The organism is Nocardia concava NBRC 100430 (assembly GCF_000308815.1).
GTDB lineage: Bacteria > Actinomycetota > Actinomycetes > Mycobacteriales > Mycobacteriaceae > Nocardia > Nocardia concava.
This window is the reverse complement of record NZ_BAFX01000003.1, coordinates 15,055-37,467: the sequence shown is the minus strand read 5'-3', so window position 1 is coordinate 37,467 and position 22,413 is coordinate 15,055. Positions and strand designations below refer to the sequence as shown.

Sequence of the window (22,413 nt, the reverse complement as noted above, 5' to 3'; positions counted from 1 at the left end):
TCCCCCTATACCAGTGTTGCGATCGCATTGTTGCACAGGAAAACTCAGCGATCCATGGACGCGGGACGCGGCCACCTGGATAGGATGTCCGCTCTCAGCCAGGCTACTTCCTCGACGACCGCTTGCGGAAGCGCCAGAACTGAACGGCCTGAACGTCTTTCGAGAGCTGATTGACCGGTTCGGCCACATCGGAGAGCGCCTGGAAGAGGTCGTCGGCCATATCGGAGATATGGGAGACCCGCGCGGCCAGCCGGGACGCGTTGAGCACGAATTCCAGCAGCAGGCGCACCGTCGCGGCGATGACCAGACCGAGTGGAAGGGCGAACACCACCGCGAACACGATGCCCAGCCAGGCCGAAATCCGCCACAGCCCTACGGTTCCCACGATCGGAATGGCGAACGCGCCCGCCAGGCCCAGCAGATACGCCAGCGGCAGCAGGGTGCGGGTGGCCGCGCGATGGAACTGCACGTCCAGCAGGGCGCGGGCGGCGTCCACGCTCCAGGAGCCGAAAGCGCTTGGGCTGGCGAACGGTTCGACCGGCTCCTCGGCTTCCTCCTCCTCGGCGATGCGACGGGACATCCGCCGGGTGGCGGACTCCTTGAAGGCGGCCCAGCGGCCCTCGGTGATGATCTCGTCGAACTCGTCGAATTCCTCGAGTTCGGCTGTGTTCCCACCCGATTGGTCGGTCATGCCGACGATCTCCTCTCCCGCAGACCTTTTCGGCGGATCCAGTGTCTCCGGTAACACCGGGGAAGGGCAGTGCGAGACAGTGTGGTGTAGAACACGTCATACCGGTGAGCGGCCGACCGCCCGGAAACGGGCCGCCAGCGCCCTTGACGATGTTGTCGCTGGCAGGACACGGTGCCGGACCTCCGGGTCACTTTCGGGCCATGGTCGTCAATGGGTCAAAACAGACTGGACACCCGCCGTCTGGGCACACAACCGGACTCGAGGTGAAAAAGAGGATGTAACGACCCGAACACCTCGTGCCGATACCCCGCACAGAGCAGGAACGAGATCTACCGGGGAATGGAGAATCCAGTGCGTACGACGTTTTCGTCAGCCGTTGCAGAATCTGCGCAGGACTACATCCGGCGTGGCTGGACGGTCGCCGAAACCGCCAATGGCATCTGCCTGGTCACCGACGAGGAAATTTCGGGCATCGAGGTCACCGGCGACACCGCCGCGTTCGTCCGCCGCTACCTGCGCGCCAACGGCCTGACCGGCCCGGTCATCGAGTTCCCGGGCGCCGAGCGCCGCGAGATCCACCTCGTGACCGGCCTGCGCAAGGCCGCCCGCGCCATCGAGGCGCTGCGCGAGTCGGGTGTCACCGTCTACACCGACGGCGCGGGCATCCCGCTGCCGCCGAGCAAGCTGTCGGCCGGTGCGGCCTGCTGGGGCGTCGCCCCGCACGAGGCCCGCTGGGTCCCGCCGGTGGTCGCCATCGCCGCGGCCGTGCGCGCCGCGGCCAAGGGTGCGCCGCAGGCCGCCCGCATCGCCTCCTGACAGCGACCGAATAAACGATCGGAAACCCGCGAGTGCATCCCCGGTGCTCGCGGGTTTCGCCGTATCCAGCTCGGAACGTTGCAAATTCAGAGAGAGCGGACATAAACGCTCGTCATTCCGGCATGCTTTTGGCCGGAATCCACAGCGCAAGGCGAGATCCCGGCCAAAAGCATGCCGGGATGACTGTGATCGGTGTTTCGCCGAATGCGGCCGCGGGCGATCATTGGGTATGACCCATGTCACGGACAGCCCCCGGACACTGCTACGCACCTGCCCGCTCTGCGAGGCCGTGTGCGGCCTCGAAATCACTTTGGACAGCGACGACCGCATCGCCTCGGTGCGCGGTGATCACGCCGACCCCTTCAGCAAGGGCTTCATCTGCCCCAAGGGCGCGACCCTCGGCCATCTCGACTCCGATCCGGATCGCCTGACCGCGCCCATGATTCGCGATCGCGCCACCGATACCTGGCGGGCGGCGAGCTGGGACGAGGCGTTCGGGGTGATCCGGGAGCGGCTGCCGCAGGTATCGGCGGCCCACGGCAACCAGGCGGTCGGGCTGTATCTCGGCAATCCCAATGCCCACACCGTGGCCGGGGCGCTGTACGTGCCACTGCTCATCCGGGCGCTGGCCACCCGCAGCCTGTTCTCCGCCAGCACCGCCGACCAGATGCCCAAGCAGGTGTCGAGCGGGCTCATGTTCGGCGATCCGCTCACCGTCGCGGTACCGGACCTGGACCGCACCGACTATCTGCTCATGCTGGGCGCGAATCCGCTGGAATCGAACGGATCACTGTGCACCGCACCGGATTTCCCGGGCCGGTTGAAGGCGCTGCGGCAGCGCGGCGGGCGGTTCGTGGTGGTGGATCCGCGCCGCACCCGCACCGCCAAGCTGGCCGACGAGCACCTGTTCGTGCGGCCCGGCAGCGACGCCTACCTGCTGTTCGGGATCGTGCACACGCTCTTCGCCGAGGATCTCGTGGATGTCCGCGTCGAGGTGAACGGGCTCGACGAGGTACGCGCCGCCGCGGCCGATTTCACGCCGGAGCTGGTCGCCGGGCGCACCGGGGTGCCGGCCGAGACGATCGTGCGGATCGCGCGCGAGCTGGCCGCCGCGCCGACCGCGGCCGTGTACGCCCGGATCGGCACCTGCACGGCCGAATTCGGGACGCTCACGCAGTGGCTGGTGGATGTCGTCAATGTGCTGACCGGCAATCTGGACGCGCCCGGCGGGGCCATGTTCGCCACCGGGGCGGCGCTGGGCATCGTGCGGTCGCGGCCGTTCCGGACCGCGCGCTGGGGCAGCCGGGTGCGCGGATTGCCCGAGGCCATGGGCGAATTGCCGGTCGCCACGCTCGCCGACGAGATCCTCACGCCCGGCGAGGGGCAGATCCGAGCCATGGTGACGGTCGCCGGCAATCCGGTGCTGTCCGCGCCGAGCGGTGCGCGCCTGGACGCCGCCTTCGCCGGACTCGAATTCATGGTGAGCGTGGACCGCTACCTCAACGAGACCACCCGCCACGCCGATGTCATCCTGCCGCCGCCGCGCATCGCCCAGTCCCCGCACTATGACTTCGCGCTGCTCAACTTCGCCGTGCACAACTACGCCCGGTACTCCCGGCCGCTGGTGCCGCTGGGCGACGGCGAGATGTCCGAGGCCGAGGTGATGGCGCGGCTGGCGCTGGCGGTCTCGGGTCAGGAACCGCAGCCGGGGCTGGATCCGCTCACCGTGGTCGACGAGATCGTTATCGCCGGGACGCTGCACAAGGCGGGCATGGCGGATCGGCGCGGGGAACTGCTCGGCGAGAACACCACCGAGCAGCGCTTGGACCTGATGCTGCGGCTCGGGCCGTTCGGTGAATGGGCTTCCGAGCCCGACGCAGCCGAGGAGTGGCGCGGTAAGCTGAATCTGCAAGTGCTGCTGGACAATCCACACGGCCTCGACCTCGGGCCGTTGCGGCCGCGGCTGCCCGGTGTCCTACGCACCGCGTCCCGGAAGGTGGAACTCGCTCCCGTGCAGTTGCTTTCGGATGTGACCCGGCTGCGGGAGCGGCTGGACGCCCAGGCGCCGGAGATGGTGCTGGTGGGTCGGCGGCAGCTGCGCTCCAACAACAGCTGGCTGCACAATGTGACGCCGCTGGTGGGCGGGTCGAACCGCTGCACGCTGCAGATCAATCCGGCGGACGCGACCCGGCTGGGACTCAACGGCCGCGCGGTGGTGAAGTCGGCGGCGGGCACGCTGACGGTGGAGGTCGAGCAAACCGACGACATCATGCCGGGCGTGGTGAGCCTGCCGCACGGCTGGGGACACGAGGACAGCGCGCAGTCGGTGGCGCGGGCGCACGCGGGCGTGAACGCCAATGCGCTGACCGATGATTCGCTGGTGGACGCGCCGTCCGGGAATGCCGTGTTCAACGGCGTGCCCGTGACGCTCACGCGGGCCTGACGCCGGTAGTCGAATGTCGGTCATCCGGGTCCTGCTGTGGCTGGTGCACGTCGGGCTGCCCGCGGCGGGACTCTGGCTGCTGGTCACCCGCCCGCAACTGGATCACCTCTATCTGCACAACGCGTTCCACTTCTGGCTGATCCTGGGCGCGGCCGCGCTCTCGCTGGGGCTGGGCGTGCTGCTGCTGCGGGCGGCGCGCGCCCACCGGGACATGCGGCTGGTGCTGGTTTCGCTGGTGTTCCAATTGAATTCGGGATTCCTCGGGCTGCACGCGCTGGCCACGCCCGGGGTCATCCTGTCCACGCCCAATGTGGGATTCACCGTGGCGGTGCCGGTGGGCATGGTGCTGGGCGGGCTGGCGGCGCTGGCGTCGGTGCCCGAGTACGGGCCGACCGCGCGGGCACACCGGTTCACCGAAGTGTTCGCGGCGCTGCCGATCACGATCATGGCGGCGTGGGCGCTGCTCTCGCTGACCCGGGTGCCGCCGTTCGACACCGTGCCCGATCCGTCCGAGGCGCAGGGGCCGCTGGTGGCGCTGGCCTTCGTCGGCGCGGCCTGTTATCTGGTCGCGGCGGGCGCCTACGCCTACCGGTATCTGCGCACCCGGGGCAGCCTGCTGCTCAGCGTGCTGACCGCGTTCGTGCTGCTGGCCGAGGCGCTGTTCGCGGTCGGATTCGGCCGCAGCTGGCGGGTGTCGTGGTGGGAATGGCATGTGCTGCTGGGCATCGCGTTCCTGCTGATCGCGGTGAGCGCGCACCGGAACTTCCGGCGTGAGGGGTCGGCGCGCGGGCTGTTCGACAGCATCACCCAGCGCAGCACCCTGACCGCCATCCAGCGCGATTACGCGCGGGCGCTCGAGGAGATGGTGCGGGCACTGGACGCGCGGGCCAGCGGCGGGGTCGCGGCCGGCGAGCCGCTGGGCGCGGTCGGGCAGGAGCTGGCCCGCCGGTTCGGGCTCACCGAGCGGCAGGTGGCGGTGCTGCAGCAGGGCGCGCGGGCGCTGGGTGACGAACGCGAGCAGGTGCGGCGGCTGGGCACGCTGGTCGCGGTGGGCGAGCGCGCCAATGTGATTCGCGGTGAGCGGCAGCTGCTCGCCGAGATCACGCGGCTGGCCAATGACGCGTTCGAACAGGACACCGTGCGCATCGGGATCCTGCGGCGCGGGCGGCTGACCTTCGAGGACGGCGGCCCGCCCCAGCCCTCGGCGTACACATTTCCCTTGACCGTCAAGGGAATCCGGGTCGGCGTCCTGGAGCTGACCCGTCCCGTGGATCCGCCCGCGGCCGCGCTGGGACCGGCCGAGCACGCGGTCGCCCGGTCCTTCGCCGCGCAGGCCTCGACGGTGCTCGAGAACGCGCGGCTGTATCAGCAGCTGGACGGACTGTTCCGGTCCTACATGTCACCGCAGGTGGTGACCACGCTGCTGGCGGATCCGGCGCAGGCGGGGCTGGGCGGGGAGATCCACGAGGTCAGCGTGCTGATGGCGGATCTGCGGGGCTATACGCCCTTCGCGGAACGGGTCGGGCCCGAACAGGTGATGCGCATGCTCAACACCTACTACGGCGCGATCGTGCCGGAGATCCTGGCCGAGGGCGGGACCGTGGTGCAGTTCGTGGGCGATGCGGTCATGGCGATCTTCAACGCGCCGGTGCGCCAGCCCGATCACGCGCTGCGCGCCGCCCGGGCCGGGCTCGCGCTGCAGCACGCCACGGCGGCGGTGCGGGAACGCGAGGAATGGCCGATGTTCCGGGTGGGGGTGAACACCGGGCCCGCCATCGTGGGCAATGTCGGTGCGCGGCAGATGCGCAACTTCACCGCCCTCGGCGACACCACCAATCTGGCCGCCCGGCTGGAGGGCCTGGCCGAGCCGGGCACGGTGGTGGTGGGCCCGCTCACCCGGGAGCGGCTGGGCAGCCGGGCCGAGGTGGAGTGCCTGGGGGACTTCGATATCAAGGGCAAGAGCCGGCCGGTCACCGTGTACCGGCTGGACTCGCTGAGGTGAGCGAGGACGACCGATGGCGGAATTCGAACTGCTGGAAGGACTCTCGCCGGACGAGCGGCGGCAGTTCCTGGCCGCCTGCACGCCGCGCCGGTTCCGGCGCCGCGACATCGTCTGCCACGAGGGCGATCCCGGCGACTGCGTACACCTGATCCTGGCCGGGCGGCTGCTGGTGCGGGTGACCACGCCGCTGGGTCACGCCGCCACCCTCACCATGCTCGGGCCCGGCGAAATGTTCGGGGAGCAGGCGCTTTTGAGCCCGGAGGCGCGGCGCACCGCGACCATCGTGGCCGTCACCGACGCCGAGACGCTGACCTTGAACCGGACCCAACTCGAACGGCTGCGCCGCGAATATCCGCAGGTGGAGCGGTTTCTCACCACCTCGCTGGCGGCGCAGGTGCGGCGGCTGTCGGCGGCGGTGCTCGAGGCGCTGTACCTGCCGGTGGAGACGCGGGTGCTGCGGCGGCTGGCCGATCTGGCCGCGCGCTACGGCGACGGGGGTGGGCAGCCGACGGTGATCCAACTGACCCAGGAGGATCTGGCCTCGATGGCGGGCACCACCCGGGCAACCGCGAACAAGGTGTTGCGGGAGCTGGAGGATCAGGGCGTGGTGCGCCTGGGACGCGGGGCGCTCACGGTGCTGGATCGAGCCCGCCTGGCGAAAAAGGCGCGCTGAAAAGACTTTTCGGTATTTAGGTTTCGAGTACCGAAGATCGGTCGCAACTAGGGGGATGACGACCGGAGTTCGCTGTCCAAAACTCTGCAAAATGGACAAATCAGGAATGCGAAATCCTCGCGCCCCCTGGGGATCTCGCATACCCGAGGCCCGTTACCGCGATCAGCATCCCCGCAGTTAAGGGACAAAGGTCCCTTGTGAACCCTTTCATCCGGGAGGATCCTCCGTCGGGAAGGTTTGCCCGGCAGCAGTCGAGGAGTCCCCACCAGGGCAGATCCGCCGGATCACGCATTCGGCACACGAAAATAGTTAAACCGTATAGGATTTCGGATGGCCGAAGTTCGTGGCCGAGCCTCTTCCATCCGGTATTCAGCTACCAAAGGGGGCGCACGATGCCCGGTATCAGAAACGGCAGCGACGGCGAACGGGAACTGCAGGAGCGTTACGGCACCGACGAACGGGCGCAGCGTTTCTACTCCGACCAAGTGCGAGATCGACTCAATACCCACATGATCGATTTCATTCGCCGGATGGATATGGCCTTCATAGCGACCTCGGACAAGCACGGGGAATGCGATTCCAGCTTCCGCGCGGGCACGCCCGGCTTCCTGCACGTGATCGACGATCACACCGTGGCTTATCCGGAGTATCGCGGCAACGGCGTCATGGCCAGCCTCGGCAATATTCTCGAGAACCCCCACGTCGGCATTCTCATGATCGATTTCGTGCAGGACCTGATCGGCCTGCACGTCAATGGCACCGCCCGCATCGTCGACGACGCCCTCATGCGCCGCTGCGTCCCCGACCTGCCCGCCGAGCCGCGCGGGCGCATTCCGGAGCGCTGGGTGGTGGTCGATGTGGAAGAGGCCTATATCCACTGCCGCAAGCACATTCCGCACCTGGTCCCGGCGCACCGCGAGGCACGGCAGTGGGGCACCGACAATATGCGCGCCAAGGGCGGTGACTACTTCCACGCGAAGGAAGAGAACAACGCCCTCGTGGAGTCCTGAATCCGGGCTATTTGATCTTGAAGATCACGGCCCGCTGCACGATGAAGTTGATCACGGTGGCGGTCCCCTGCGCGACGCAGAACGCGAAGAACATCCGCCACCAGGCATCCGGCAGGGCGTAGTAGCAGACCTGATTGATCCCCACCTGCAGCGCGAAGGTCAGCGCGTACAGGGCGATGACCGCGATGAATCGCTTGCGGCTCGGTTCCGCCTTGAAGGTCCAGCGCCGATTGATCAGATAGGCCGTGGTCGTGCCCGCGATGAAGCTGATCGACTTGGCCACCGGCAGCGGCAATCCGACCAGCTTGAACAGCAGGGTGTACAGGCCGAAGTCGACAATGGCCGACAGCCCGCCGGTGACCGCGAATCGGATGATCTGCGTCTTGAGATCAACGTCCGTACCGCCCGGTTCGTCGACCAGGGGCAGCTCGGGCGGGAGGGGCAGATGGGGTTCCGCGGTCACAAGGCAGAAGAGTAATGCCCGGGACAAAGGACACAAGCCTCGCGGCGGTTATGCCTGTAGCCTCTATGCCGATGTCCACGAAAGCTCAGACCACCACCACGGCCGCCGCGGAGCCCGCTTCCGCAGGCGAGAGCGAGCGGACCGCATCGCAGGGGACCTTCGACCTGCCGACGCAGAGCCGCCGCCTGACCGGTTGGGGTCGCACCGCAGCCACCACCTCGGAAGTGCTCTCCACCAGTGACCCGGAGCTGATCGCCAAGGCGGTCGCCATGGTCGCGGAGGACAACGACGCCAAGCCCGCGCACCTGCGCCGCGGTGTCATCGCCCGCGGCCTGGGCCGCTCCTACGGTGACCACGCGCAGAACGCCGGCGGCCTGGTCGTCGACATGACCGCGCTCAACCGCATCCACCGCATCGACCGGGACTCCCGGCTGGTGGACGTGGACGCGGGCGTGTCCCTGGACCAGCTGATGAAGGCGGCGCTGCCGTTCGGCCTGTGGGTCCCGGTGCTGCCGGGCACCCGGCAGGTGACCGTGGGCGGGGCCATCGGCTCCGATATTCACGGCAAGAACCACCACAGCGCGGGCAGCTTCGGCAATCACGTGCGGTCGCTGGATCTGCTCACCGCCGACGGCAAGGTGCAGACCATCGGGCCGAAGAAGAACGCCAAGCTGTTCTGGGCCACGGTCGGCGGCAACGGCCTGACCGGCATCATCCTGCGGGCGACCATCGAGATGACGCCCACCGAGACCGCGTACTTCATCGCCGACGGCATCAAGACCACGGGCCTGGACGAGACCATCGCGGTCCACAAGGACGGGTCCGAGGCGAACTACACCTACTCCTCCACCTGGTTCGACGCCATCAGCGCGCCGCCGAAGCTGGGGCGCGCCAACGTGTCTCGAGGTCGGCTGGCCAAGCTGGACGAGCTGCCGAAGAAGCTGCGCAAGAACCCGCTGAAGTTCGACGCGCCGAATCTGCTGACGGTGCCGGACATCTTCCCGAATTTCGCGGCGAACAAGTTCACGCTGGGCATGGTCGGCGAGGCGTACTACGCGCTCGGCGGCAACTACACCGGCAAGATCATGAACCTGACGGCGTTCTACCACATGCTCGACGTGGTCTCGGAGTGGAACCGGGCCTACGGTTCGGCCGGTTTCATCCAGTACCAGTTCGTGCTGCCGCCCGAGGCCCTCGATGAATTCACCAAGATCATCGTGGATATCCAGCGGTCGGGTCACTACACCGCGCTCAATGTGCTGAAGTTCTTCGGCCCGGGCAACCCGGCCCCGCTGAGCTTCCCCATGGAGGGCTGGAACATCTGCGTGGACTTCCCGGTCCGCCCGGGTCTCAACGAGTTCGTGCGCGAACTGGACCGGCGCGTCCTGGAATTCGGCGGTCGCCTCTACACTGCCAAGGATTCGCGGACCGACGCGGAGACCTTCCACAAGATGTACCCGCGGATCGACGAGTGGATCAAGATCCGCCGAAGTGTCGACCCCACAGGCGTTTTCATGTCCGATATGGCGAGAAGGCTGGAGCTTCAGTGATCAATGCGGTAGGGAACCCGCAATCCATTCTGCTGCTGGGCGGCACCTCGGAGATCGGCTTGGCGATCTGCGCCGAGTACCTGAAGAAGGGCCCCATGCGCATCGTCCTGGCCGCCCTGCCGGGTGACCCGCTGCGCGAGGAGGCCGTCTCCCAGATGAAGGCCGCCGGCGCCTCCGAGGTGCAGGTGCTGGACTTCGACGCGCTCGACACCGACAGCCACCCGGCCGTGATCGACGCGGCCTGGGCCGATGGCGATATCGACGTGGCGATTGTCGCGTTCGGCATCGACGGCGACGGCGAGATCTTCTGGCAGGACCAGCGCAAGGCCGTCGTGATGGCCCAGATCAACTACACCGCCGCGGTTTCCGTCGGTGTGCTGCTGGGCGAGAAGATGAAGGCGCAGGGCTTCGGCCGCATCCTGGCCATGTCCTCCGTGGCCGGTGAGCGCGTGCGCCGCTTCAACTTCGTCTACGGCTCCACCAAGGCGGGCCTCGACGGCTTCTACCTGGGTCTCGGCGAGGCGCTGGCCAAGTTCGGCCCGCGCGTCACCGTCATCCGCCCGGGCATGGTGCGCACCAAGCTCTCCGCGCACGCCAAGGAGAACGGGCTCACCGTGAACAAGGAGGACGTGGCCGTCCTCGCGGTGGCCGCCTCCGAGAAGGGCAAGGAAATCGTCTGGGCCCCGGGCACTTTCCGCTACGTGATGATGATCCTGCGCCACGTCCCGCGCCCGATCTTCCGCAAGCTGCCGATTTAACCAACTCTCGGGACTCTCAGGGGTAAACCCCTGAAACCCCGACACCCGGTACCAACGCCGCCCCCCGACAAGGGGGCGGCGTTTCCGTTATCCGATGGAACGGATGATGGTCTCGATATCCGAATACCGGGGCTTCCAACCGAGTTCGGCCCGGGCCTTGGTCGCATCGACGACCAGCGTGGCCGGTTCGGGCGCTGGTGGATTGTGCGCCAAGGGAACTCGCCGTCCGGTGACCCGCTCGACCGCGGCCACGACGTCCAGAATGCTTGTCCCCCGCCCGCTTCCGATGTTGTAGCACCTGAAGTCGCCCGGTTCCGGGGTCCGCTCGACGGCCGCGACGAACGCGGCCGCGGCATCCTCGACGTGCAGGTAGTCCCGCACGGCGGAACCGTCGCCGTTGATTCCCAAGGGCGTCTGGGTCATTGCGGCAGCAAGCACCCGGGGAATCAGGCGGGTGGGGTCGCGGTCGTCGCCGCCCGCGAGATTCGGCAGCCGCAGCACGACGGCTCCGAGCGCACCGTTGCGAGCCTGGGCCTCGACTGCCGCTTCGGCCGCCACCTTGCTGCTCGCGTACGGATGGGGTGGGTCGACGGGCAGGTCCTCGGTCATCGGCTGCCGTTCGGGTGAGCCGTAGACCGCGCAGGTGGAGGAGAACACCAGGCCCGGCACGCCTGCCGCGGCCATGGCCTCGAGCAGCGCGAGGGTGCCGCCCACGTTCACGTCGTAGTAGCGGACCGGTTCGTCGAAGGATTCCCGGGCGCGGGTGAGTCCGGCCAGGTGGCAGACCCGGTCGATACCCTCGACCGCGCGCGCCACGCCGTCGGTGTCGAGCAGGTCGGCCGGGCGGGTGGCCGCGGCCCCCGGTATGTCGGCCGTGCCGGGCCGGACCATGGCGATCGGCTCGTGGCCCGCCGCGTTCAGGGCGGCGACCAGGGCTCGGCCCAGATAGCCCGCCGCGCCGGTGACCAGTACGCGCACGCTCGGATCCCTTCCTTCGAGGAGGTTCCGACGATAGTGACTAGGCTGACGCGCGGTTCACGGAGACGGATGCGGAGGCTGGGTGCGGATGAGCGGACGGGCTGGCAGTCGACTGACCCCGATGGCGCGGCAGGCCGGTGGGGCGGCCGGGGAGGCCGTGCTCGCGGCACTGGTGGCGGCCGTGGTGGCGGCCATCGGGCTGAAGGCGTTCGCGACCGTGCAGTGGCCCGCGTTCAACTCCTCCAATGTCACCCGGTCGCTGACCACCGTGGGGCAGGTCGTGGCGCTGGCCATGCTGGTGGGCTCGGTCGTGCTGCTGCGGCTGCGCAAATGGGGGTGGCTGGCGAAACTGCTGTCGTGGGGCGGGATTTCGGCCTTCGTGACGGTGACGCTGGGGATGCCGCTGGCGGCCACCAAGCTGTACTTGTTCGGGATGTCCGTGGACCAGGAGTTCCGGACGCAGTATCTGACGCGGTTGACCGACAGTGCGGCGCTGCACGATATGAACTACATCGATCTGCCGCCGTTCTATCCGGCCGGGTGGTTCTGGATCGGCGGGCGGTTCGCGAGCCTGACCGGGATGGCCGGGTGGGAGGCGTTCAAGCCGTACGCCATCATCGGGCTGGCGGTCGCGGCGGCGATCGCGCTCGTGTTGTGGTCCAAGCTGATTCGGGCCGATTGGGCGGTGGCGGTGGCCGCCGCCACGACGGCGGTGACGCTGGCGTACGGGTCGCCGGAGGCCTACAGCGCGGTGCTCACGCTGCTGCTCGCGCCCGCGCTGGTACTGGCCTGGGGTGCGTTGCATCGGCCCGCCGAAGGCGGCGAGTCCACGCGGCAGACCGCCGGTGGCTGGGGTGCGGTGCTGGGTGCGGGACTGTTCCTGGGCTTGGCGGCGAGCTTCTACACCCTCTACTTCGCCGTCGCGGTCTTCACGGTGTGCCTCATGGCGCTGATCGCCGCCGGGATCGCGGCTCGGGCGCAACGCACCTGGCGGGCCGTGCTTCCGATCCTCGTGCGGCTCATCGGAATCGGTGTGGTCGCCGCGATCCTGGCGCTGGCCGTGTGGACGCCGTTCCTGCTGAAGTTCCTGTCCGGCAAGGCCTCCCTCGGCTCCGGTTCGGCATTCCACTATCTGCCCGAGAGCGGGTCGCGGCTGCCGCTGCCCATGTTCGATTTCGATCTGCTCGGCCTGCTCTGCCTGGTGGGAACGATCTGGCTGGTACTGCGCGCGGGCAGTTCGCGACGGGCGCAGGCACTCGGGATCGGGGTTGTCGCGATCTACCTGTGGTGCCTGCTGTCCATGGCGGCGACGGCGGCCGGGACCACGCTGCTGGCGTTCCGGCTCGAGTCGCCGCTCATGGCGCTCCTGGCGGCCGCGGGTGTGTTCGGATTCGCCGAGGGCGCGCGAGCGATCTACCAGGCGTTGAACGAGCCGGGCCGGTTCCGGTTGGCCGCCGCGGCGATCGCGATCGTGGGGGCGATCGGTTTCAGCCAGCAGATTCCGACGGTGCTGTCGACCGAGATCAACACCGCCTACACCGATACCGACGGAAACGGTGTGCGCGCCGACAAGCGCGCCCCCTCGGCGGTGTCGTACTACGGCGAGATCGACGCCAAACTGCTCGAGCAGACCGGTCGGCCGCGCGACAAGAGTGTGGTGCTGACCGCCGACACGAGCTTCCTGGCGGTCTACCCGTACTACGGATTCCAGGCTCTCACTTCGCATTACGCGAATCCGCTCGCCGACTTCGCCGCGCGCACCGCCGAGATCCAGCGCTGGAGCACGCTGAAGACATCGCAGGAGCTGACCGACGCGCTGAACCACTGCCGCTGGTACGCACCGGATGCCTTCCTGTTCCGGCGTTCCGGCGACGACTACACGCTGCGCCTGTCGCAGGACGTGTATCCGAACGACCCGAATGTGAAGCGGTTCACAGTGGCGTTCCCCAAGGAGCTGTTCACCGACGGGCACTACCGGATCACCGATATCGGACCGTTCACCCTCGTGGTGCGTGTCTGAACGAAACAACGAGACAAGGGTCACTTATCAACAGATTTCGCCCGTTTTCTGTGGATAAATACCCGTTCCTGTGGATAACTTCGGGACTTGCCAGTGCAATCTCAGCCGAACGCGGTAGCGTGGGCCGCTGATTGCCAGGCACCAAGGAGTTAGCGCGTGACACAGGGGCGGGTATCCGACCGGGGGGTCGAAGACGGTTCGGCGGTAGCGGTTCTCGACCGCCCCGCCCCGGAAGTGGCTCTCCCCAAGCTTTCCCGGCCGCGCCGGGTGGCCCGGCGCCTCCGTCTCGCCCGCGCCGATCTGATCATCGCCACCGGCTATCTGGCGCTGGCGGTGCTGGTGCTCTCCGGCCAGTGGCTGCACACCGATCGCGGATACCTGATCAAGAGCGGCCAGGACCAGACCATGTGGGAGTGGTTCTTCGCGGTCACCGCGCACAATGTCGCGCACCTCGAGAACCCGCTGGGCACCCTGCTGCAGAACTATCCCGACGGCGTGAACATGATGGCCAATACCGCCATGTTCGGCGTCGGGGTGCCGCTCACCCCGGTCACACTGCTGTTCGGGCCGACGGTCACCTTCGTGCTGGTGCTCACCCTGGGCCTGTTCGGCACCGCCTTCGCCTGGTACTGGCTGTTCTCGCGCGAGGTGGTCACGTCCAAGGCCGCGGCGGCGGTGGGCGGCCTGTTCTGCGGTTTCGCGCCCGCCATGATCTCGCACGCCAACGCGCACCCGAATTTCGTGGTGCTGGCTCTGCTTCCGCTGATCGCGCTGCAGCTCATCCGGATGGCCAAACGCGCTGGCGCGGCCGAGGAGGCCCGCAAGGCGCGGCGCAATCGCGACGCCGTCATTCTCGGCCTGCTGGTGGCGCTGCAGATCGCGCTGGGCGAAGAGCCGCTGCTCATCTTCGCGCTGTCCTTCGGGCTCTTCGCGGTCGTCTACCACCTGCACGCGCCGAAGACCGGCCTGCGCGCGCTGCGCGCCGTCACCCCGACGGTGCTGCTGGCCGCGCTGATCACGGTGGGGCTCACCGAGATTCCGCTGTGGTGGCAGTTCTTCGGCCCGCAGTCCTACCGTTCCATCGACCACGTGGCGATGCAGAACGATCTGAAGGCGCTGTTCCAGTTCCCGTCCGAATCGCTGGGCGGGCTGGTCTCGCACGGTCAGAACGTGGCCATCAACCCGACCGAGGAGAACTCGTATTTCGGCTGGCCGCTGTGGATTCTGGTCGCGGTGGCCGCGGTGCTCATGTGGCGCGAGCGGGTGGTGCGGGCGGCCGCCGCGGTGATCGTGGTGTTCACGGTGCTGTCGCTGGGCTCGACCCTGATGATCGGCAAGGTCGATACCGGTATCGCCCTGCCGTGGAAGCGGCTCGCGGATGTGGCGCTGCTGGATACGGTGCTGGAATCGCGTTTCACCATGGCCGCGATTCCGGCCATCGCCGTGATCCTGGCCCTGGCCGCCCAACGGGCGCTGGACTATTGGAAGGTGTCGGCGACCGACTGGCGGCCGCTGGCCCTGTTCGCGGCGTTGGCCATGGCCCTGCTGCCGCTCACCCCGACCATCCTGCCGGTGGTGCAGCGCCCGGCCACCCCGCAGTTCTTCACCGATGGCACGGTGCGGCACTACGTTTCGCAGGGCTCGGTGGTGGTCGTTCCGCCGCCGACCCCGCCGGATGCCCGCGCACTGCGCTGGCAGGTCGATTCCGGCTTCGAATTCCCGCTTGCCGGAGGCTATTTCGTCGGCCCGACCGGCGCCTCCAAGAAGGGCCGCTACGGTCCGGACGACCGGCCCACCGCCAGCCTGCTCATGCGGGCGCAGCGGTCCAACACGGTTCCGGTCGTCGACGATGCCACCCGCGCCCAGGCGCTCGAGGATCTGCGCTACTGGCGCGCCGATGTATTGGTGCTGCCGCCGACCGACAATGGCGACACCCTGCGGGCGACCGTCAACCAACTGCTCGGCTTCCCCGCCGAATACGTTGACGGCGTGTGGCTCTGGGATGTGCGCGGCAAGATCTGAGGGGCGGCTCAGCCTATTTTGCGATAGGTGACGAAGCCGCTGACCGACAGCGCGCGGGTGATCACCCCGTTGCTCAGCACCAGTTCGTGCGTGCCCTGGACCTGACAGCCGCTGCCGCCGGAACTGAGCGTGCCCGCGCCGAGGGTGATGTCGCCGGTGCCGGGAACGCCCAGCAGCCGGTAGTCGAAGACGCAGATCACCCGTCCGCCACTGGATATCGTCGAGGTCACCAGCGCCTGGTTCAGCTCGCCCTGCCGGATGCTGAGCCGATAGTCGTTGGCGTTGGAGTCGCTGGACCCGGACCATTCGCCGACGAATTCCGCGGGCACCCGGCCCGCCGGGATGGTGACCGGAGTGGTGGCGGCGGCCGTGGTCGTCGACGCCACCGACGCCATGGTCGGAATGGCCGCGGACAGCGGTGCGCCACTGGGGGTTCCGTGGCTCTCGAGCTCGGCGACCGCCCAGATCGCACTGCCGCCGATCACCGCGGCCGCCAGCACCACCGACAGTCCGATGATGACCCCGCGCCCCGTTCCCGACCCCGAGTACACCGGCTCCGGAGCCCGATGCCGGTGCGACACAGCGTCATCCACCGGGCCCGCGTTGCCGCCGTACCCGACGCGGTACGGCGACGGCTCGCCGTAATAGCCCGGCCGGAGCACCGTGGGATCGGTGCGCGGCGAACGCAGCAGCGTCGGATCGGTGCGCGGGCCGCGCAGCACGGTCGGGTTGGTGCGCAAACTCGCCGGCGGCGTCTCGACCACGGTCGACGTGGCCGGAGCCAGCCACGCCGCCCAGGCGGCATCGGTGAAATCGGTGCAGCTGGCGAATCTCTCGTCCGGATGCTTGGCCAGCGCGCGGTCGAAGACGGCGTCGAAACCCGGCGACAGGTCCGGCCGCACCTGCGTGACATGCAGGGGCGGGGTGCTGGTGTGCGCGTAGATCAGGCCCGCCAGATCGTTCGCCAGGAACGGCCGCGATCCGGTGAGCAGCACGAAAAGTGTGCAGGCCAAGGAGTATTGGTCGGTGCGCGGATCCAGGAAGCGCCCCGACACCTGCTCCGGTGAGGCGTAGGCGAAGGTGGCGGAGATATCGCCGGTCTTGGTGACATGGGTGGTCTCGTCGCGCAGCCGTGCGATGCCGAAATCGGTGAGCAGCGCGCGTTCCGGGCGGCCGTCCTCGGCCGGGGAGAGCAGGATGTTCGACGGCTTCACGTCCCGGTGCAGCACGCCCTTGCCGTGCGCGTAGTCCAGCGCCGAGGCGATGCCGCCGCCGATGCGCAGCGCCCGCTCCGGTGACAGCCCCGAAAGGCCGTCCGCGTCAGGGCCTTCCACGTATTGCATGGCGATCCACAGTCGCCCGTCGTCGAGCCCCCGGTCGTAGACCGAGACGATGTTCGGGTGATCGAAGCGGGCGGTGATGTCGGCCTCGCGTTCGAAGCGCCGCCAGCCCTCGGCGTCGGCGTTCACCTCCTCGCGATTGAACACCTTCAGCGCGGCCAGGCGCGGTAGCCGGGGGTGGCGGGCGGCGTAGACGGTGCCCGAGCCGCCGGCCCCGATCCAGCGCTCGATGACGTATCCGGCGATCTCCTCGCCCGGCTTCAGATCGGTCATGGTGGCGCACCTACCTACGTCAGCTCTGCGATACCTACTTCAGTGGAGCCCTTTCGAGCCAGTCGGTCAGGAGGCTGCCCACCGTGTGCCCGGGCCAGCGCAGCACCATGACGAAGCGGGAGCGCGGATCACCGTCCGGAAAGCTGACGGCGGCGACCGCGCGATGGGCCTCGGTGTCGGTGGTGTCGCGGTCCACGGCGGCCGCGGTGGTGACGGTCAGCTCGCCCGCGACGTCGTCGTGGGTGACCCCGGTGGTGTGGGCCTTGTTGTCGAAGAACAGCTGGGCCACCGATTGCCCCGGGCGGGTGTCGAAGTCGAGGACGTCGAAGTGCACCTGGCCGGTGGTGTCGTCGGCATTGCAGCGCACCCGGTGCGCGCCCTGGGCCGCCTCGCCCGCACCCGGATCGCCCGGCCGGCACGAGCCGCCCTGCCAGCCGACCGCGGTGCCGGTGGAGGCGAGCTGGCCGATCAGGCTGGGGAAGGCGCGGGCGATGGCGGCGTCGTCGCGACCCCAGGACGAGATCACGGTATCGGCGCTGGTGTACGTGATCAGCCCGCTCACATCGGTTTTGCGGCTGACCCGGCCATCGGCGAGCAGGGTGAGGGTGGTCGGGCCGTTGGCCTTGCAGGCATTGGCCGGTTCCCGCACCACGGTCTGGGAGGTGCCCACGATCAGCCGGTCGCCGTCCTTGGGCACGGCGTCCAGGGGTGCGGAGAACTCGCAGTGGAACGGATTGCCGTTGGGGAGAACGCCGTCCACGCGATTGGACAGCACCGGATCGCCGACCTTGGCCTGCTGGACGGTCAGCCGGTAGTTGGTCTGGCCCTCGGTGGCCAGCCAGGTGCCGACGAATCGGTCCGGTACCAGGCCGCCGGTGGCCGCCGGTGGCGGCGGATCGCTCTGCTGCATGGCGAATCCGACGCCCGCGGCGGTGACGGCGGCCACCGCCACCGGGATCAGGATGCGGCGGTGTACGAGGTGCTGCCACAGCGGTTTCCGGCCACGGGACGGTTTGGGCGTGATCGGCTGCGGCAGCAGCCGCGCCGGGGCGGTATGCGCCAGCGCGGGATCGGAGTAATAGGCCGTGGTGGCCGCGTACGCGAAATCGGCGCAGCTCTCGAAGCGGTCCGCGGGATCCTTGGCCATGGCCTGATCGAAGACCGCGTCCATCGCCGCGGGGATCTCGGGATTCATCTCGCTGACGCGCAGCGGCCGCTCCTGGGTGTGGGCGTGCACCCAGCCCAGCGGATTGTCGGCGCGGAACGGCCGCTGGTCGGTGAGCAGCACGAAAAGCGTGCAGGCCAGGGAGTATTGATCGGATCGCGGTCCGACCGGTTTGCCGCTCACCTGTTCGGGTGATGCGAAAGCGAAAGTGGCGGAGATATTTCCGGTATGGGTGAGTTTGGTGGTCTCGTCGCGCAGCCGGGCGATGCCGAAGTCGGTGAGCAGGGCGCGCTCGGGGCGGCCGTTGTCGGGATCGGCGATCAGGATGTTGGAGGGCTTCACATCCCGGTGCAGCACGCCCTTGCCGTGCGCGTAGTCCAGCGCGGCCCCGATCTCGGTGGCGATGCGCAGCGCGCGCTCGGGCGAAACATGGTGCAGCTCAGCGGCATCCACCCCGTCGATGAACTGCATGGAGATCCAGAACAGGTCCTCGGCGACGCCGCGGTCGTAGACCTGCACGATATTGGGGTGATCGAAGTGCGCGGCGATATCCGCCTCGCGCTCGAAACGCCGCCAGACGTCGTCATCCCCCATGACATCATCGCGCTTCAAGATCTTCAGTGCTGTGAGCCTGGGTAACCGCGGGTGCCGCGCCGCATAGACGACGCCCGACCCCCCGGCCCCGATTCGCCGCGCGATCACATACCCGGCGATAACTTCGCCAGGTCGCAGCTCGGTCATGCTTCCTCTTTGTCTTTCCGGCCCGGCCCCACGCCCAGTTCGGATAAGAACCATCATAGAGTCGATGCTCGTGCGCGCAGACTCCCGAGCGTTTCACCGCATCCGCATCATCGCCCTGGTCTCCGGTCTCCTCGGATTCCTGCTGGCGGTGATCACGCCGATCCTGCCTGTGAATCAGGATCGGCCGACTCTGCATTGGCCGCAAGGAGATACGGCCGACGTCGACGCCCCGTTGGTGTCGTATGTGCCGCTGAACCTGGATCTCACGCTGCCCTGCCAGGTGCTGCGCGACCTGCCGACCGGCACGCTGTTCTCGACCGTCCCGGCGGCATCGGGGCAGGCCGAGTCGAAGGGCCTGGTCGTCAAGGTCACCGACGAGCCCGAGCAGGGGCGCACGGTATCGGTTCTGACGCGGCTGATTCCGCTGCTGTCGGCGCCGGTGACGGAGATCGAGAACTGCACCGCGATCACCGTGCACTCGGACGCCACCGAGACCCGGGTCGAATTCACCGGCGTCAACCGCAAGGACGGCACGCCGTTCGTCGGCCGGGTCGGCGGCGACACCCGGCCGCAGGTGGTGGGCCTGTTCACCGACCTGAAGCGGGATCAGCTCGGAACGGCCAGTGCCACGGTGAATATCGACGCGCGCTTCACCTCCAGCCCGAACTGGATCAAGCGGCTCGCGACCATCGGCGCGGTGGTGTTCACGCTGCTGGCCCTGCTGGCGCTGCACTTCCTCGACACCTCCGACGGCCGTAAGCCGCGCCGGTTCCTGCCCGCACACTGGTGGCGGGTCCGGCTGGCCGACGTCGCGGTGATCGGCACGCTGCTGGTCTGGCACGTCATCGGCGCGAACACCTCCGATGACGGCTACATCCTGAATATGGCTCGGGCCTCCAAGGTTTCGGGCTACACGGCCAACTACTACCGCTGGTTCGGGGTGGCCGAGGCGCCGTTCGGGTGGCCGTACGAGGTGCTGGCGTGGATGACCCGGATCAGCGATTCCAGCCCGTGGATGCGGCTGCCCGCGCTGCTGGCCGGAATCACCTGCTGGCTGGTGATCAGCCGGGAAGTGCTGCCGCGCTTGGGTTCGCGGGTGCGCCGCGACAATGTCGCCATCTGGACCGCCGGACTGGTGTTCCTGGCCGCCTGGATGCCCTACGACAACGGGCTGCGGCCCGAACCGCTCATCGCGGCGGGCGCGCTGCTGACCTGGTGCTCGATCGAACGGGCCATTGCCACCGGGCGGCTGCTGCCCGCGGCGATCGGCGTGCTGATCGCGGCCTTCTCGCTGGCGGCCGGGCCGACCGGCCTGATCTGCCTGGCGGCGCTGTTCGCGGGCGCGCGGCCGGTGCTGATGATCATCATCAAGCGCGCCAAGGGCGGCGACACCGAGCCGGGGCGGCAGGGCTCCTGGCTGCTGCGCTACGGCGCGCTGCTCGCGCCCGGCGTGGCGGCCGGAACCCTGGTGCTGGTGGTGGTTTTCGCCGATCAGACCCTCGCATCGGTGATGGAGGCGACCCGGGTGCGCACCCTGATCGGGCCGAATGTGGCCTGGTTCGACGAGCGCACGCGCTGGGACTCGCTGCTCATGCTGTCCCCCGACGGGTCCCTGGCCCGCCGGTTCGGGATCCTGGCCATGCTGCTGGCCCTGGGCGTGTGCGTCATGGTGATGCTGCGCAAGAACGGCCGGATTCCGGGCACCTCGCGTGGGCCGTCGGCGCGGATCCTGGGCATCATCTTCATGTCGCTGTTCCTCATGATGTTCACGCCCACCAAGTGGACCCACCACTTCGGCGTGTACGCCGGTCTGGCCGGGTCGGTGGCGGCGCTGGCCTCGGTGGCGGTGGGCGTCAACGGGATTCGCTCGCCCCGCAACCGGACGCTGTTCACCGCGGCCGTGTTCTTCCTGCTGGCCATGACCTTCACCGGACCCAATGGCTGGTGGTACGTGTCCAGCTACGGCGTGCCGTGGTTCGACAAGGCACCGCTCATCGCGGGCAAGGGCTTCTCCACGCTGTTCCTCGGCCTGGCGGTGCTGTGCCTGCTGATCGCGGCCTACCAGCACTTCCGGGAGCCGTACACGAAGCCGAAGCCGGTGCGCGGCTTCGACAAGTTCGCCACCATGCCGCTCACCATCGCGGCGGCCGCGCTGGTGCTGTTCGAGGTGCTGTCGCTGGCCAAGGCGGCCGTCACCCAGTACCCGGCCTACTCCATCGCCGAGTCGAATCTGCGTGCGCTGAAGGGTGATTCGTGTGCGCTGGCCAATGAGGTGCTGGTCGAGACCGACACCGCCGATTCGCTGCTGCGCCCGTGGACCGGCTCGGACGCCGACGGATTGGCCGCGGAGAATACCGGATTCACGCCCAACGGCGTCGCCTCCGACCTGACCGCGGATGCCGAGGAGACCGTCACCGGCGGCGCGAACTCGGTGAACGACAAGTCCTCGGGCAACAAGACCTCCAAGACCACCGGCGCGGGCACCGGCGGCGGCAAGAGCGAGGAGACCGGCATCAACGGCAGCTCGGTCGCCCTGCCCTTCGGACTGGATCCGATGAAGACGCCGATCGAGGGCAGTTACACCGAGGGCGAGCAGCAGGTTTCGAAGCTCACCACGCAGTGGTACAACGCCGAGAAGCTGAACAGCGTGCGCGATGATCCGGCGTACAAGGTGCTGATCGTGACGGCCGCGGGTCGCATCAAGTCCTTCAACAAGGACGGTGTCGAGACCTACGGCCAGGACCTGCTCGTGGAGTACGGCACCCGCGACGCCGCGGGCAATGTCACCAATACCGGACAGATCCGGCCCATCGATATCGGCCCGAGCCCGTCCTGGCGCAACCTGCGCGTCCCGCTGGACCAGATTCCCGCCGGTGCCAATGCGATTCGCCTGGTCCTCAACGACGCCGACATCACCCCGCGCCAGTGGCTGGCGGTCACCCCGCCGCGCCTGCCCAAGCTGGAGACGCTGAATTCCCTTGTCGGCGACAAGGCTCCGGTCCTGGAGGACTGGCATGTCGGCCTGGCCTTCCCGTGCCAGCGCCCCTTCGATCACCACGACGGGGTGGCCGAGGTGCCCGAATGGCGCATCCTGCCCGACCGGGTGGGCCAGGACGCCTCCAATGCGTGGCAGGACGATATCGGCGGCGGTCCACTGGGCTGGACAGGTTTGCTGCTCAAATCGCAGACCCGGCCGAGCTATCTGAACCACGACTGGAGCCGGGATTGGGGCTCACTCGAGCAGTTCACCCCTTATGTCCCGAATGCGAATAAGACCCCGGCCCTGGACGTGACCGTCCAAACCCGCTCCGGCCTGGCCAAGGATTCCCCGATCAAGGCCAAGTAGCAGCCGCGAAAAGCCCGCTCGAAGCACTGCTTCGGGCGGGCTTTTTCGATGATTTCGACCATGCGTGTCGCGGCGCGGCAGTGAACACCGCCACTCCCAGCGAGTACCGATACGATCAGCAA

15 protein-coding genes are annotated in these 22,413 nt (G+C 68.3%); 10 read left to right on the top strand and 5 right to left on the bottom strand.

What is annotated here, in order from left to right; genetic code table 11:
• Window positions 1–103 precede the first annotated feature (103 nt).
• On the bottom strand, window positions 104–691 hold the full coding sequence (locus ON43_RS00745) for a DUF4282 domain-containing protein (RefSeq protein WP_040802374.1): 588 nt from the start codon (window positions 689–691) through the stop codon (window positions 104–106).
• Between the two features lie 351 nt (window positions 692–1,042).
• On the opposite strand from ON43_RS00745, the gene ON43_RS00740 reads away from it, so the two are divergent.
• The 5 genes from ON43_RS00740 (at window position 1,043) to ON43_RS00720 (ending at window position 7,635) form a co-directional block, all read left to right on the top strand.
• A complete protein-coding gene (locus ON43_RS00740; RefSeq protein ID WP_040802428.1) occupies window positions 1,043–1,507 on the top strand; it encodes a hypothetical protein in 465 nt (154 codons plus the stop codon).
• Between the two features lie 229 nt (window positions 1,508–1,736).
• Complete coding sequence (locus tag ON43_RS00735; protein WP_040802373.1) at window positions 1,737–3,950, top strand: molybdopterin-dependent oxidoreductase; 2,214 nt, start codon at window positions 1,737–1,739, stop codon at window positions 3,948–3,950.
• A gap of 13 nt (window positions 3,951–3,963) precedes the next feature.
• On the top strand, window positions 3,964–5,952 hold the full coding sequence (locus tag ON43_RS42070) for an adenylate/guanylate cyclase domain-containing protein (protein ID WP_051177712.1): 1,989 nt from the start codon (window positions 3,964–3,966) through the stop codon (window positions 5,950–5,952).
• Between the two features lie 13 nt (window positions 5,953–5,965).
• Complete coding sequence (locus tag ON43_RS00725; protein ID WP_040802372.1) at window positions 5,966–6,625, top strand: Crp/Fnr family transcriptional regulator; 660 nt, start codon at window positions 5,966–5,968, stop codon at window positions 6,623–6,625.
• A 392-nt stretch (window positions 6,626–7,017) separates the two neighbouring features.
• On the top strand, window positions 7,018–7,635 hold the full coding sequence (locus ON43_RS00720) for a pyridoxamine 5'-phosphate oxidase family protein (protein ID WP_040802371.1): 618 nt from the start codon (window positions 7,018–7,020) through the stop codon (window positions 7,633–7,635).
• A 7-nt stretch (window positions 7,636–7,642) separates the two neighbouring features.
• On the opposite strand, the gene ON43_RS00715 is transcribed toward ON43_RS00720, so the two are convergent.
• Complete coding sequence (locus ON43_RS00715; RefSeq protein WP_083913061.1) at window positions 7,643–8,098, bottom strand: GtrA family protein; 456 nt, start codon at window positions 8,096–8,098, stop codon at window positions 7,643–7,645.
• 71 nt (window positions 8,099–8,169) lie between these two features.
• On the opposite strand from ON43_RS00715, the gene dprE1 reads away from it, so the two are divergent.
• Entirely contained in the window at window positions 8,170–9,648 is a 1,479-nt protein-coding gene (gene dprE1 / locus ON43_RS00710; RefSeq protein WP_083913065.1) for a decaprenylphosphoryl-beta-D-ribose oxidase, read from the top strand.
• Window positions 9,645–10,406, top strand: coding sequence for a decaprenylphospho-beta-D-erythro-pentofuranosid-2-ulose 2-reductase (dprE2, locus tag ON43_RS00705; RefSeq protein ID WP_040802369.1), 762 nt, complete (start codon window positions 9,645–9,647; stop codon window positions 10,404–10,406). Before dprE1 ends, dprE2 begins: the two co-directional genes overlap by 4 nt.
• An 87-nt stretch (window positions 10,407–10,493) precedes the next feature.
• On the opposite strand, the gene ON43_RS00700 is transcribed toward dprE2, so the two are convergent.
• Window positions 10,494–11,384, bottom strand: a complete 891-nt coding sequence (locus tag ON43_RS00700; protein WP_040802368.1) for an NAD-dependent epimerase/dehydratase family protein — start codon at window positions 11,382–11,384, stop codon at window positions 10,494–10,496.
• Window positions 11,385–11,472: 88 nt separating this feature from the next.
• Between ON43_RS00700 and ON43_RS00695 the strand changes: the two genes are divergently transcribed.
• Complete coding sequence (locus tag ON43_RS00695) at window positions 11,473–13,404, top strand: galactan 5-O-arabinofuranosyltransferase (RefSeq protein ID WP_083913060.1); 1,932 nt, start codon at window positions 11,473–11,475, stop codon at window positions 13,402–13,404.
• A gap of 156 nt (window positions 13,405–13,560) precedes the next feature.
• Window positions 13,561–15,426, top strand: coding sequence for a glycosyltransferase family protein (locus tag ON43_RS00690; protein WP_174416430.1), 1,866 nt, complete (start codon window positions 13,561–13,563; stop codon window positions 15,424–15,426).
• Window positions 15,427–15,434: 8 nt separating this feature from the next.
• On the opposite strand, the gene ON43_RS42065 is transcribed toward ON43_RS00690, so the two are convergent.
• Together ON43_RS42065 and ON43_RS42060 are read right to left on the bottom strand one after the other, a co-directional pair.
• Window positions 15,435–17,039 carry a serine/threonine-protein kinase gene (locus ON43_RS42065; RefSeq protein WP_051177710.1) on the bottom strand — a complete coding sequence of 535 codons (1,605 nt, stop codon included), beginning with the start codon at window positions 17,037–17,039 and terminating at the stop codon, window positions 15,435–15,437.
• A 34-nt stretch (window positions 17,040–17,073) separates the two neighbouring features.
• A complete protein-coding gene (locus ON43_RS42060; RefSeq protein WP_157513860.1) occupies window positions 17,074–18,945 on the bottom strand; it encodes a serine/threonine-protein kinase in 1,872 nt (623 codons plus the stop codon).
• Between the two features lie 64 nt (window positions 18,946–19,009).
• Between ON43_RS42060 and ON43_RS00675 the strand changes: the two genes are divergently transcribed.
• The gene (locus tag ON43_RS00675) at window positions 19,010–22,291 is read left to right on the top strand and encodes an arabinosyltransferase domain-containing protein (protein ID WP_051177707.1); all 3,282 of its coding nucleotides are present in this window, start codon (window positions 19,010–19,012) and stop codon (window positions 22,289–22,291) included.
• Window positions 22,292–22,413: the final 122 nt, after the last annotated feature.